This is a genomic window from Planktothrix sp. PLAVEN19ND (assembly GCF_057220675.1).
Map to the genome: position 1 here is coordinate 4897103 of NZ_CM170132.1, position 13710 is coordinate 4910812.

The following is a 13710-nucleotide window of genomic DNA, read 5'->3' on the forward strand; positions in this document are numbered from 1 at the left end:
CTTTTAAGGGCAAGTTGCTCAAGATTAAGGTAATAAATATAGAACTTGCTCCTAAAACTGATAACTGATGACTGATCACTGATAACTGTTTATTATGTTGCTTTCCCTGAGAATAGAAAACTTTGCTTTAATTGATCATTTAGATTTAGATTTGGGTACGGGTTTAAATGTATTTACCGGAGAAACCGGAGCCGGAAAATCGATTATTTTAGATGCGGTTGATGCGATTTTAGGGGGAAAAGTAGACCGTCGTTCCATTAGAAACCGGAGCTACCCGATCCCTATTAGAAGCAACCTTTGAGATGGAAAAAAAATGGTTTAATTGGTTAACAGAACAAGAAATTGATTTAGTCGATGGAAGTCTAATTGTTTGTAGTCGAGAAGTGGTCATTACCGGGGATAAACTTCGCAGTCGCTCTCGGGTTAATGGGGTATTAGTCAATCGCAAATTAATCGAACAACTTCGCGATCGCTTAATTGAAATTACCGCCCAAGGACAAACCTTACAACTCGGTCAACCCGAACTCCAACAGGAATGGTTAGATCTCTATGGAGGTCAACCCCTAATCAAAGCCAGAAAAGCCGTAGCATCGACCTATACCCAAGCCCAAACCTGTAGTCAGGCCTTAGAAAAACGCCGTCAATTTGAACAGCAACGCCTACAGCGATTAGATTTATTAACATATCAAATTCGAGAATTAGATGCAGCTACTTTAACCACAGCCGACGAATTAGAACAATTACAAATTGAACATCAACGACTGAATCATATTGTAGAACTTCAACAACAAAGTTATCAAATTTATCAAGCCCTATATCAAAGTGAAACCGGGTTAGCTGCGGCGGATTTATTAAGCCAAGCGGAAAATAAACTCAGTGATTTAGTGGAATATGATCCCCAACTCCAACCGATTTTAGAAATTGTCAGTGAGGCAGTCGCCCAAATTACCGAAGCCGGAAGACAAATTGGCAGTTATGGTGAACAATTAGAATCCGATCCCCAACGGTTAGAAGAAGTAGAAGATCGCATTCGAGACTTAAAACAAATTTGTCGCAAATATGGACAAACTTTAGAAGAAGTGATCGAATATTATCAACGCATTCAAGACGAATTAAAAGAATTAGAAGATGAAGATCAATCGATTGAATCTTTAGAACAGACCTATCAACAGGCGCTTCAAGCCCTAAAAGAAACCTGTCAACATCTAACTGACCTGCGCCAAAAAGCCGCCCATCAATTGGAAACCCATTTGCTAAAAGAACTCAAACCTTTAGCAATGAATAATGTTAAATTTAAAGCAGAAATTCATCCGATTTCCCCAACCGCTATGGGGGCGGATCAGATCCAATTTTGCTTTAGTCCCAACCCCGGAGAACCCCTGCAACCCTTGGGGGCGATCGCATCCGGGGGAGAAATGAGTCGGTTTCTATTAGCTTTGAAAGCCTGTTTTTCCCAAATTGCCGGGTCAGGAACTCTGGTATTTGATGAAATTGACGTCGGGGTATCGGGACGAGTGGCCACAGCGATCGCTCAGAAACTCCACCAACTCAGCCAACGTCATCAAGTTCTCTGTGTCACCCATCAACCCTTGGTCGCTGCCATGGGAGATCATCATTTTCGCGTCACGAAAGAAACCATTCAAACGGACACCGATCTCAACTCCAATGGCACTGATCCTGAAACTCGAACCGTTGTTCGGGTCACTTCCCTAACTTCCCCCCAACGCCGGGAAGAACTTGCTCAATTGGCCAGTGGAGAATCAGCCCAAGAAGCGATCGCCTTTGCTGAGTCCCTCTTAAGTCAAGCGGCATTGATGAAGAAATAGGGAGGCAGGGGATATAAACTCTTTCTATAACCCATAAAAGTAATTAATTTGCGAACATATAGCAATCCTAAATCATTTGTGCAAAAGTTTTGTAGGGGTTTGGTCTCCAAACCCTCTTTATGTCTGGGTTTGGAGACCAAACCCCTACGATAAAATATTACAACCTATTTAGGACTGCTATAGTAGCGGCTGTCATAATCTTTTTGACACCAAAAACTCCAAAATTATGACAAAATAGAGCTATTAATTGGTAACTAATAATATATGAGGATAGGACTATGAATGCTTTAACTGTCAATTTGAAATCATTAATAGAAATGACTGATGAGCAGTTTTTTCAGCTATGTCAAAATAACCGGGAATTGAGATTTGAAAGAAATGCAAATGGAGAGTTAATAATTATGCCACCAACAGGAGGAGAAACGGGAAATCGTAACGGTAGACTAAATCAACAATTATTTAATTGGACTGATGCTGATGGTACTGGCATCGCTTTTGATTCTTCGACTTGTTTTAAATTGCCTAATGGTGCAGATCGCTCTCCTGATGCTTCTTGGATAAAGTTAGAAAGATGGAATGCTTTAACTGATGAGGAAAAACAAAAGTTTCCCCCTATTTGTCCTGATTTTGTAATTGAGTTACTTTCTCCTAGTGATAGTTTGAAGACTACACAGGAAAAGATGAGGGAATATATAGATAATGGTGTGGGTTTGGGTATATTAATTAATCGTAAATCTCGTCAAGTAGAGATTTATAGACCAGGAAAAGAGGTTGAGGTTTTAGATTCTCCTGCTACGGTTTCGGGGGAAGATGTTTTAACGGGTTTTGTTTTGAATTTGGGGAGGATTTGGTAAAATTATCTATCTAAACTTGAACTAACGGCTGATTGTTTATAGATGAACGAGGTTGAATCGTCTGTTTCTGTCCACTCAAAACAAATACGCCATTTGTCATTTATGATGAAGTTCTCAAATGAAGGTTTTTCGTAAAGATGCCTTTGGGTGGGTTAAGAAATAAAAAGATATATTGAGAAGTGCTGAATCTTGGTTATCATGTAACCTACAAGATAATTGATAGTTAACCACAACTAAAAATCAGGAGAACAATATGGATTATATGGATTATGCGCCAATTGTAGTTGACTTAGGGGCGAATATGATTAAAGCTGGTTTGGCAGGCGATGGCAGTCCGCTTGTTGTTCGTCCATATTCAAACACCCCCATGAAACATGGTATGGTTACAAATTGGAATGACATCGAGAAAAATCTTCACCAAACTTTTTATCATGAACTCAGAGTAGCACCAGAGGAACATCCCGTATTGATAACGGAAGCGCCTTTGAATCCAAAGACAAATCGAGAAAAACTAACACAGATTTTATTTGAAACATTTAATGTTCCTGCTATGTATTTAGCGATGCGACCTGTTTTGGCTGTGTGTGGCAGTGGGCGCAGTACAGGAATAGTATTTGATTCCGAAGGCGACGTAAGTTATGTAGTTCCTGTCTATGAAGGACATGCGCTACCTTATGCTGCTGTTGTTTGGGCAGACGGCAATACAGAATCTAATGGTATTTTTGAAGATGTTTATAATTCTATAATGAAATGTGATGTAGATATTCATAAGGATTTGTATGCCAATATCATTTTTTCCGGCGAAGGTACCATGGTTCCAGGCATCGATAACACAATGCAAAACAAAATTTCTGCCCTAGCTCCGCCCACCATGAAAATTAAAATTATCGCTGTTCCAGAGCGTGGAATCTTAACATGGCTTGGTGGCTCAATTTTTGCGTCTTCATCTACTTTTGAACAAATGTGGGTTAGTAAACAGGAATATGACGAATCTGGACCAACTATTATTCATAGAAAATGTTTCTAATGCTCGACTAAATATTGGTCAACAAACAATCCGCCTAGTAAAAATTGAACCGAATGCGGTCTGCTGTTGGGCTTCAATTCACTTTTCGATCATGGAAAATGACGAACTAATTAGCCGGGCAGAAGTTATTCAAGTCGATCTAGAGTATTTAGAACAGATGTACAAGGTTTGTGGGATATCCAATTTATTAACATTGCCGCGATTTCGGGGCAAAGGATATGGCAAACAAATCGTTAAAGTAGCGACGGATTATATCCTATGCAACGATGTTGATCTTGGGTTACTTTTTTGCGAACCTCGGCTTGAATCGTTTTATGCTTCAAACGGCTGGGAAGCACAGAACAATTCTGTCACCAGAATTGGCTCATCTACCAATTACCAACAGTATGCTAGTATGAGAATGATCTTGTTGGTTTCTGACAAGGGTAAAAATCTGTGTGCGAATTTTGAAAATTCCCCCATGTATTTTCAACGTATATGGTAAACTAAAAACTAAACTAAAAACTAATTAAATTAAAGAGGTGTTTATATGTCTTGGGACAGTTATCTTGACAATTTGTGTGCACAATCAAATGATTCCACAGGGAAAGCTCACTGTGGGAAAGCAGCTATTATTTCTCTAGATGGTGGAGCATCATGGACTAGCCCAAATCATCCATATGGTATTCAACTTACACCTGCGGAGGGACAGAAAATTGCTCAAATGATGAAATCAGGTGATTTCTCGTCAGCGCAGGCCAATGGTATCGTGTTAGAAGGTGTGAAATATCAATTCTTGAGAGAGGATGGTAAGGTAGCCTTCGCAAAAAAGAAAGGTTTTGGCGCGATAACGATACAAAAATCCAAATCGGCTGTTGTTATTGGTCATACGCTAGAAGGCTCACAACAGGGAAACACGAATAAAGCAGTGGGTGTTATTGCAGATTATTTAGAAAGTGTGGGAATGTAACAGGATGCCGAGTGCGATCGCTTTTTCTATCACTTCTGAATACCCAAAATTCTATGCTTTAATTCTGAATTTTAATCATCATCTTGATCCTCGTCTGACTCGTCTAACAGCCCTAATCTCAATAGCTTTTTAGGGCGATCGCTAATTTCTTTTAATAGTTTGAAAGCCGTAGGTTGAATAACGACGCGATACATTACAGGTCTAATTCTCGTTTAGCTAATTCCCAATCTATTCCTTCTGCTGATTTCGCCTCGGTAATACCTTGATGCAAGTTAGCCATAAGGTTCGCATCACCAAGTATTTCTATGGTTTCGAGTATTGCTTCGTAATGTTCCCAGGTCATCACGGCTAGGACGGGCTTGCCTCTACGGGTAATTGCCAGTGTACCGCCTTGCTGGGCAAGCTTTTCAGGTAATGAGGTTAACTCGTTTCTTGCTTCTGTAATCGGAATATTGGATAGCATTATTTTTGAATCTATCTGTACATCTAAGTGTACATCTAAATACAGCAAAAGCGATCGCCTAATAATCACGACTCACAGGAATATAATATATAATAGGATATGAGATAGTTAAAATTTCTCCCCGAACATTCAATGAGGATAGGACTATGAATGCTTTAACTGTCAATTTGAAATCATTAATAGAAATGACTGATGAGCAGTTTTTTCAACTATGTCAAAACAACCGGGAATTGAGATTTGAAAGAAATGCCAATGGAGAGTTAATAATTATGCCACCAACGGGAGGAGAAACAGGAAATCGTAATGCGGGTATTACTGCTCAAGTTTGGATTTGGAATGAGCAAAATAAGGAGGGTATAGTTTTTGATTCTTCGACTTGTTTTAAATTGCCTAATGGTGCTGATCGCTCTCCTGATGCTTCTTGGATCAAGTTAGAAAGATGGGATGCTTTAACCGATGAAGAAAAACAAAAGTTTCCTCCTATTTGTCCTGATTTTGTAATTGAGTTACTTTCTCCTAGTGATAGTTTGAAAACTACACAGGAAAAGATGAAGGAATATATAGATAATGGTGTGCGTTTGGGTATATTAATTAATCGTAAATCTCGTCAAGTAGAGATTTATAGACCCGGAAAAGAGGTTGAGATTTTAGATTCTCCTGCTACGGTTTCAGGGGAAGATATTTTAAAGGGTTTTGTGTTAAACTTGGGGATGATTTGGTAAAATTATAGAGATAGTGTAAAAAAGGAAAAAACAGCCGTGAATCAAACAGAAATTACAGATTATTTGCTAACTAGCACAGGTTTCTATAGCCTCTTTCTAACCTTACCACTAGAAATCCGACAAGGCTTTCTACAACTTTTATTTGAAAATAATTCCTCTGAATTAGAAGACTTTATCCTTTATTTAGCTTGTGAAAATTCTCGAAAAGAAGGATTTTTATCTGAATTAGAGTCTCAATCTCTTTTGGAGAGTTTGCCTCAATGAAATATCGAATTGCCAAATGCTTCAAAAAAGATTTAGATAGAATTAACAACCCAAAAATTCTCGCAAAAGTCAGAAAATGTATTGAAGCAATTGGAACTTCTCAATCACTATCCGAAATTCCCGATCTTGAAGCACTAAAAGGCTTCTCAGGATATTATCGCATTAAATTTGACTACAGCTATCGGATTGGAATTTTTTGGGATAGGGAAGTTATCGAAATTCTCAAAATAGAGAGTCGAGAAGGATTTTACAAAAATTTCCCGTAGAAATAATGCGGTCTGCTTCCCAGTGCCTTCGGCAACGCCTTCTTCTTGTTGATTAAATTTTAAAATTGCGATCGCCCAAAACTCACAAATCACAGGAATAGCGATCGCCACTTCAAAAAAATCAAACCGCGATCGCATTATTTCAGAACTGAGGTTTGATATGAGTGTTCCATACTTCACGCAAGTTATCAGCATCTTCTTGAGATAGCTGCCCTAATTTGGTAATTAGTAAAGATTTCTCTAAGCAATCAAGTCGTGATAAACGCACAGTTGAGGCAACTCGTAAACCACTGGTTGTCCAGTCTTTTAGTAAAACATCGGTTTGTGTTCTCGGCTGTGCAGATGTCACTGCTGCTAATATAAGATCGGCTTCATCTAGCCAAAGAATTAATACGGGTCTCTTTTTTGAAGATATGCCATTTGTAAAAGGAATTGATGCAACCCAGATTTCTCCTGCCTTAATAGTCGTCATATAATCCTTCATCTTCTGACGAATAACTTTTTAAAAAGGCATCATGGGCGCGATCGCCTGTTTCTGTTTCTGATTTTGGCTGAATAGTAATAAGCCATTTACCTTTGCCGATTCCTTCTATTATGGAGCTAGGTATTGTAAATTTTTCTCCGTCTTGAAGCTCTATTTCAAAAGCTAATTTTAATAACTGGCTTTTCATATTGTGTAGATACTAAAATATTTAAAATTCTAACATAGAGTTCGGTTTGGGTTTTAGAGCGATCGCCCCCTCAACAGCCAAAACATCACGATCGCCTAAAAATGCTGATTTCGCCTCGGTAATACCTTGATGCAAGTTAGCCATAAGGTTCGCACTATCTGTACATCTAATTTTACATCTAAATACAGCAAAAGCGATCGCCTAATAATCACGACTCACAGGAATAGCGATCGCCACATCAACTAATTTATTAACTATCCTTCTTCTTAACTCGCTTTTTCTTCTCAACTTTAAGTAATGGTGCACTTAAGGCTTCATAGAGGCTAAATAAATACTCAATGCGATTTAATTCACTAACAAAAGGTTGGGGACGATAGCAAAGATCAACGGCTTTATCTAGGGCTTGATGGGCTTTTACTAAGTCGGGCGGCATGGTGAGAGGATCGTAAAGATCGGCGAGGCTACTATCGGGATATTTTGCCCTTGTGTCTAATACTTTTTGGGCGGCAGTTTCTACTTTTTGCTTTTGTTTGTCGCTGACGTTTTCAGGGAATGGATAGTTGTTGTAAACAATCTTGTTTGAATATTGATAATCGCTTTTAGTCCTTCCACATACATATTTTACCCAAGTCATGTGCATTTCACTTTGAAGTATTCCAAACAAAAACTTATCTGCATTAGGTATGTAGGAGACTGTGTTGTTAATTAAGTAGTCAGATGTTAAATATGCAAATGGAATATAAAATCTCCTTTCAGATGAAACTTTTGGAAGTGCTAAAAAATCAGTAGTCGGTTGTCTATCTTCAGAAAAAAGTGTAGGAAATTTTGCCCATTGCCTTGTACGCAGTTTAGGACTACTTTCTCTAAATTTTTTGACGTTTTCAATTTTTTGAGTTAACAGTGGAATTCTTCTGATTAAAGAAGGCTCAACATTTTTTAACCAAAGAGCATATCTAACTTTTCCACGAATAATATCTCCGCCACCAACAAATAACCGAATAAAACTATTAGATTCTGGAAAGTTTTGCTTTAGTTCGTTAACTTCATCTTCAGTTAAAAGGAAATGACCATCATCAGTCGTTTCACTACCCTTTATGATTTCAGGAACAGTACAAATAGGCTTACTTCTTGATAAAACAAAGTTGTTATTTCCCTCCACTAAATAAGGATTTATATTTTTAACCTTTTTCTCTGATGGCTCACCTTTAATATCCATATAATCAAAAATTCTTTTATTTTCAATATCCCGCAATCCAAAACCAATAATCACACAATGTACAGCAGCATTAGCTTTAGCCTCATTACTCCAACTAAATGTACGATGAGCAAAATTGATTTTAATTTTGTAACGATTATAAAGCTCCTGCCAAAGAGTACCAACTTGTTCTCCCTGAGAAATTGAATTTGTACTTACAAAAGCACAACAAATATTAGTGTTTTGAATAAATTGGGCTGCTTTGATATACCAAGCAGTTACATAATCTAACAAGCCAGCACCGTTAATGCCTTTTAATACGTTTTCCATATCAACTTTTTGCTCTTTATTTTGCTCTTTTTTACCGACAAATGGAGGATTACCCAAAATAAAATTTAACTTCTCTTTTGCAACAACAGACTCCCAATCAATCCGCAACGAATTACCATGCACAATCTTCGCGGATTTCTTCAATGGCAACCGCACAAAATACTGCCCAAACTCATTACTCACCTTCACATTCATCTGATGATCAATTAACCACATCGCTACCTCAGCCACCCGCACCGCAAATTCATCATATTCAATCCCCGCAAACTGATCTACATCCACTTGAATAATTGAGCTAATATCCGTCACTAACTGCCCACTTTTATTCAATTCCAACAAAATCAGAATCTCTAAATCTCGCAATTCCCGATAGGTAATAATCAAGAAATTACCACAACCACAGGCAGGATCGAGAAAGTGTAAATTTGCAATCTTTTTATGTAATGCTTCTAGTTTGCCCTTACTACCCTTAGCCTTCTCAAATTCAATATAAAGATCATCCAAAAAAAGCGGCTTAATCAACTTTTGAATATTCTTTTCAGATGTGTAATGCGCTCCTAAATTACGCCGTTCCGTCTGATTCATTACCGCCTGAAACATTGACCCAAAAATTGCCGGGGAAATCTTACCCCAATCAAATGCACAAGCCTTTAACAACATTTCACGCATCTGCTGATCAAAGGCCGCAGGTTGTACAGTCTCCTCAAATAACTTCCCATTCACATAGGGAAACTGCGCTAAATTTTCATCTAAATTTTTTAACCGCTTCTGATTGGGGGTATTTAAAATATGGAAAATTGAAGCAATGTGCATCGCCAAATCACTGCCATCTTCCTTGGTATGCAAATCGATATATTCCCAAAAAATTCCCTTATTAAAAATCCCCGTATCATCGGCAAACATACAGAACAAAAGCCGCACCAGATACACCTCTAAATCATGCCCACTATAGCCAATTTCTTTGAGGCGATCATGCAGTTCTCCCATCAATTCCGCCGCCGCAATATTAACCGGATCTTCATCCTTATAAACCCGTTTTTCATATCCCGCCATAAAGCCGAATAGATGCACATGGTTAACAAAATCCTTTAGATCAAACTCTGTAGTTTCGTTCGTATCTAAATCATAAAGCCGGAATTTTTGGAAATCCGAAACTAAAATATATTTGGGTAATTCATGTTCTTTTAAATTGGGAAAATAATCTTTTGCCTGTTGTGTAGCCTTATCTAAGTCCTTACCCCTAGACTTATGCTCCACCAAAATCATCCCTTTCCACAAAAGATCGATAAAGCCTTGTTTATTATCTGCCTTTTTAATCGGTAGCTCAAAACTTCCCACCCGCCGCCGTGAAATGCCAAACACATTAAAAAAATCATTCCAGAATGATTGTGACTCTGACTTCTCTGAAGTTTCGGTTTCCCATTCTTTAGAAAATGCGATCGCCCTTTGCTTAATTTCATTCCAACTTAGAGGCATATCGGCAAATATTAAGGGATGATTTTAGGCAATTTTTATACTATCACAGGACTTAGGCAAGTACACTATATATAGCTTGCTTGCCTAAGTCCTGAGCGATTAAAATGAGTGAGTGAAATCCTGTTAAATCTGTGATCCCGATTACCTGTGGCCCTATTTTTTCAAAATTGGTAGAACAAAACACAGACAAGAATCTATACTAAGTGGAATAATGGCTTGACAAACCGGGCTTAAGCCCCATGGGATTAAATCTAGCAACTTGTCAATATTCAACGTAAACTGGTAAACAGTAATTATCTATGGGCTATTTTCCTTTGATAGTTCAAAACTTAAAAAAATATTGATTTTTCCCTAAAAGACGGTTTGAACCCCCATCTATGTCTTAAACCCCTATGAAATCTGCATCCCCGACCAATTCTATATCAGGAGAATCAACGGTGGTTTCATCCCAAGTGATTGATGTAACGCCCGTTGAGGAGTCTACAGCTAATCGAAAGAATATGAGCCAAGTGGGGGGTGAGACCCCACAGCAAAAATCATCTGGTTCGATGAATGGGAGTTTAGTTCCTACTGGTGGAGGTGGAGGTAATTTCTCCTCTTTTCTAGCCCCTTTAACCAAAGACAATTTCGTAATTGTGGTTAAAGAGGTTGAGGAAAAACTAAAAACCGTGAATCAAACCCTATCGATGCTGAATAATCTGCTCGATGCCCAGGGGTTTGAGGAAATCCTGAATGAGATGTTGCGGTCGATTACGATTAAAATAGGGGAACTTTTGAATGCTGATCGGACAACGATCTGGCTAGTAGATGAAGAAAAACACGAACTTTGGTCAATTGTCGCGGGTGGACAGGATGGTAAACCCCTAGAATTGAGAATCCCCTCCACGGCCGGAATCGCCGGAGAAGTGGCGACGACTCGAACGGTGGTTAATATTCCCTACGATTTTTATAACGATCCGCGTTCGGCCGCCGCCAAGAAAATGGATCAGAAAAATGGCTATCGGACTTATACGATGGTCGTTATGCCTCTTTTAAATGATGAAGATGGCTTGGTAGCGGTGGTACAATTACTGAATAAATTAAAACTCCATTCTAACCCCCTAGATCCCTTAGATGAAAAAATAGATTTAGAGGGATTTACGGCTAACGATGAAAAGATATTTGAAGAATTTGTTCCTTCAATTCGTCTAATTTTAGAGTCCTCCCGTTCCTTTTATGCCGCTACGGTCAGACAACGGGCGGCGGCTGCATTAATGAATGCGGTTAATGCCCTGAGTAAGAGTAGTTTGGACTTAGAGGAAACCCTAAAAAATGTTATGGATCAGGCAAAAGAATTAATGAATGCCGATCGCAGTACCCTCTGGTTATTAGATGAAGAAAAAGGCGAACTTTGGACAAAAATTCCGATTAATGAAAAGTTAGTAGAAATTCGGATTCCTCGACAGGCAGGATTTGCGGGAGTTGTGGCCCAAAGTGGCGAACCCTTATTAATTCCTTTTGATCTGTATAACGATCCTCGTTCCGAAACCTCTAAACAAACGGATCAAAAAACCAAATATCGGACGTGCAGTATGTTATGTACGCCCGTTTATAATGCCGATAATCAACTGATTGGGGTGACTCAATTAATTAATAAGAAAAAACAAGGAGAACACCCTCCCTATGATCCAGAAAATTGGCCAGAAGCACCGGAACAATGGAAAGCCAGCTTTAATACGAATGATTTAGAATTCATGCAGGCTTTTAATATTCAAGCGGGGGTTGCCCTACAAAATGCCAAATTGTTCCAAAAAGTCAAAGAACAGGAACAACGGCAAAAAGATATTCTGCGATCGCTCAGTAATGGGGTGATTTCTACGGATAAAGAAGGTCGCATGATTGCCACTAATGATTGTGCCATGGAACTCCTAGGAATCCGAGAGGAAGATGTGGTGAAAGGGCGTTCTGTTCGAGATTTAATTCAGGTCAAAGACGGAGATTTTAGTAAATGGTTCGATGCCGCCTTAGCTCCAAAAGATGCCAAAGATCGGCAACAATATTACCCCGATCAAACCCTATTCCCCGGGACAAATGAATCCTCTCGCAGCGTGAATTTATCGATTAATTCCATGTCCGATATTAACAACCCCGGAAAAGTCAGTGGGGCTTTAGTGGTGATGGAAGATATTAGTGGGGAGAAAGAAATTAAGAACCTCATGTATCGCTACATGACCCCAGAAGTCGCCGAACAACTATTAGCCAGTGGCGATACCGGGTTAGGTGGAAAACGCAAACAGGTGACGGTTTTATTTAGTGATATCCGCGGCTACACCACCCTCACCGAAAAACTGCAAGCCGAAGAAGTGGTCACCATGCTCAACTCCTATTTTGAGGAGATGGTGGACACGGTATTGGGCTATAAAGGAACCCTCGACAAATATATCGGAGATGCGTTAATGGCCGTGTTTGGGTCTCCGGCCCCCCTGGTGGATCATCCCTGGATGGCCATGCAAGCGGCCGTGGAAATGCGCTACCGTTTGGCCGAATACAATGAAGGTCGGGTCGCCGAGGGGTTAATGCCCATTGGTATTGGTATGGGTCTCCATTCCGACGAAGTGGTATCGGGAAATATTGGGTCAAGTAAACGGATGGAATTAACCTCGATTGGAGATGGGGTTAACCTCGCCTCCCGTTTAGAAGGAACCAGTAAACAATATGGCACGGATATCGTGATTAGTGAGAATACCTATATCCATTATGCCGACAAGGTAATTGTCCGAGAACTCGATTTCATCACCGTTAAAGGCAAAAGCCAACCGGTGAGAATTTATGAACTCGTCGGTATTCGGGAGGGGAAATTAGTCCGACCGATTTCGGAAAAACAACAGGGGATCATCGACCACTATCATCTCGGACGGGAATATTACCTCAAACCCGCCACGGAAAAATTAACCGCAGAAGAAATAGTCCCGTTATTAGAAGAACTCGAAGAACTCTCCGAAGTTCAACTGAAAAAACTCTCCTATGATGATAAGGATTTATTAGGACAAATGTTATTAAGAAATTCTCTGGAGAAACTCACCGAAATGTTAGATGAAAACATCATCAAGCGGTTAGCCCTAGAAGAATTTAAACAGATGCCTACGGAGGAAGCCTTAGCTATTTTACCGGAAAAAGTCAAAGGATTTACTCCTCGGGAAACTAAAAAATTACTCATCGTTAAACTCAAACAGTTTACAACCGATGTCAATACCCAAAAAATGTTAGAAGACGAAGCCGCAGAAATGCCCCTACCCAAACTGAGGAAAATGGTGGATTTAGCCAAACGCAAATTTGCAGCAAAAGCCAAAGAATCTTTGAGGACTGCCAAACGGGAATTTCTGACGGTTTTAGAAATCGATCCGAAAAATAAGGCGGCTAAACTGCACGTTGATCGCTGTATTCTGTATGAAACCACCCAACCCCCGGATGAAACCTGGGAAGGGGTGTGGAATCTCACAGAGAAGTAAATCAATAGCTGTCCTAGAGAGGGACTGAAACTTTTAAACCCGGTTTTTTGATAAACTGGGTTTTAGATCAATGTTAGGGATTGAAAAAAATCTAACCCTGAAAACATTTGTTTGAACTGATCTGCCCAAAATCCCCCAGCTTAGACAAAGTGCGACCTGCGGAGAATAATGGAGGACTG

General features: G+C 39.4%; 14 protein-coding genes and 1 pseudogene. 8 read left to right on the plus strand and 7 right to left on the minus strand.

Annotated elements, in window-relative coordinates; genetic code table 11:
• The first annotated feature begins 94 nt into the window (after nt 1–94).
• From recN to AC2D3N_RS21040, 5 genes and pseudogenes are all read left to right on the plus strand, one after another.
• Nucleotides 95–1826, plus strand: a pseudogene (gene recN, locus AC2D3N_RS21020) (DNA repair protein RecN).
• Between the two features lie 278 nt (nt 1827–2104).
• Nucleotides 2105–2680 carry a Uma2 family endonuclease gene (locus AC2D3N_RS21025; protein WP_484692036.1) on the plus strand — a complete coding sequence of 192 codons (576 nt, stop codon included), beginning with the start codon at nt 2105–2107 and terminating at the stop codon, nt 2678–2680.
• A 253-nt stretch (nt 2681–2933) separates the two neighbouring features.
• The gene (locus AC2D3N_RS21030) at nt 2934–3707 is read left to right on the plus strand and encodes an acetate and sugar kinases/Hsc70/actin family protein (protein ID WP_026793455.1); all 774 of its coding nucleotides are present in this window, start codon (nt 2934–2936) and stop codon (nt 3705–3707) included.
• On the plus strand, nt 3664–4191 hold the full coding sequence (locus AC2D3N_RS21035) for a GNAT family N-acetyltransferase (RefSeq protein WP_026793456.1): 528 nt from the start codon (nt 3664–3666) through the stop codon (nt 4189–4191). The genes AC2D3N_RS21030 and AC2D3N_RS21035 overlap by 44 nt, the downstream gene beginning before the upstream one ends.
• 45 nt (nt 4192–4236) lie before the next feature.
• Nucleotides 4237–4656, plus strand: a complete 420-nt coding sequence (locus AC2D3N_RS21040) for a profilin (RefSeq protein WP_027249559.1) — start codon at nt 4237–4239, stop codon at nt 4654–4656.
• Between the two features lie 71 nt (nt 4657–4727).
• Here the strand turns inward: AC2D3N_RS21040 and AC2D3N_RS21045 are convergent, their stop codons facing one another.
• Nucleotides 4728–4850 carry a hypothetical protein gene (locus AC2D3N_RS21045; RefSeq protein ID WP_255377737.1) on the minus strand — a complete coding sequence of 41 codons (123 nt, stop codon included), beginning with the start codon at nt 4848–4850 and terminating at the stop codon, nt 4728–4730.
• Nucleotides 4850–5167 carry a type II toxin-antitoxin system Phd/YefM family antitoxin gene (locus AC2D3N_RS21050; RefSeq protein WP_484692037.1) on the minus strand — a complete coding sequence of 106 codons (318 nt, stop codon included), beginning with the start codon at nt 5165–5167 and terminating at the stop codon, nt 4850–4852. The genes AC2D3N_RS21045 and AC2D3N_RS21050 overlap by 1 nt, the downstream gene beginning before the upstream one ends.
• Nucleotides 5168–5265: 98 nt before the next feature.
• Between AC2D3N_RS21050 and AC2D3N_RS21055 the strand changes: the two genes are divergently transcribed.
• Both AC2D3N_RS21055 and AC2D3N_RS21060 read left to right on the plus strand, forming a co-directional pair.
• The gene (locus tag AC2D3N_RS21055; protein WP_484692038.1) at nt 5266–5841 is read left to right on the plus strand and encodes a Uma2 family endonuclease; all 576 of its coding nucleotides are present in this window, start codon (nt 5266–5268) and stop codon (nt 5839–5841) included.
• Nucleotides 5842–5877: 36 nt separating this feature from the next.
• On the plus strand, nt 5878–6105 hold the full coding sequence (locus tag AC2D3N_RS21060) for a hypothetical protein (RefSeq protein ID WP_484692039.1): 228 nt from the start codon (nt 5878–5880) through the stop codon (nt 6103–6105).
• A 146-nt stretch (nt 6106–6251) separates the two neighbouring features.
• Here AC2D3N_RS21060 and AC2D3N_RS21065 read toward each other — a convergent pair whose 3' ends face one another.
• From AC2D3N_RS21065 to AC2D3N_RS21085, 5 genes are all read right to left on the minus strand, one after another.
• Complete coding sequence (locus AC2D3N_RS21065; protein ID WP_484692040.1) at nt 6252–6509, minus strand: hypothetical protein; 258 nt, start codon at nt 6507–6509, stop codon at nt 6252–6254.
• 4 nt (nt 6510–6513) lie between these two features.
• The gene (locus tag AC2D3N_RS21070; protein WP_484692041.1) at nt 6514–6843 is read right to left on the minus strand and encodes a type II toxin-antitoxin system PemK/MazF family toxin; all 330 of its coding nucleotides are present in this window, start codon (nt 6841–6843) and stop codon (nt 6514–6516) included.
• A complete protein-coding gene (locus AC2D3N_RS21075) occupies nt 6830–7042 on the minus strand; it encodes a hypothetical protein (RefSeq protein WP_042156661.1) in 213 nt (70 codons plus the stop codon). Before AC2D3N_RS21075 ends, AC2D3N_RS21070 begins: the two co-directional genes overlap by 14 nt.
• A 21-nt stretch (nt 7043–7063) precedes the next feature.
• Nucleotides 7064–7186 carry a hypothetical protein gene (locus AC2D3N_RS21080; RefSeq protein WP_269321696.1) on the minus strand — a complete coding sequence of 41 codons (123 nt, stop codon included), beginning with the start codon at nt 7184–7186 and terminating at the stop codon, nt 7064–7066.
• Nucleotides 7187–7292: 106 nt separating this feature from the next.
• A complete protein-coding gene (locus AC2D3N_RS21085) occupies nt 7293–10043 on the minus strand; it encodes a class I SAM-dependent DNA methyltransferase (protein WP_484692042.1) in 2751 nt (916 codons plus the stop codon).
• Between the two features lie 392 nt (nt 10044–10435).
• Between AC2D3N_RS21085 and AC2D3N_RS21090 the strand changes: the two genes are divergently transcribed.
• Nucleotides 10436–13531 (plus strand): GAF domain-containing protein, encoded by a 3096-nt coding sequence (locus AC2D3N_RS21090; RefSeq protein ID WP_484692043.1) that lies wholly within the window; start codon nt 10436–10438, stop codon nt 13529–13531.
• The last annotated feature ends 179 nt before the right edge of the window (nt 13532–13710 follow it).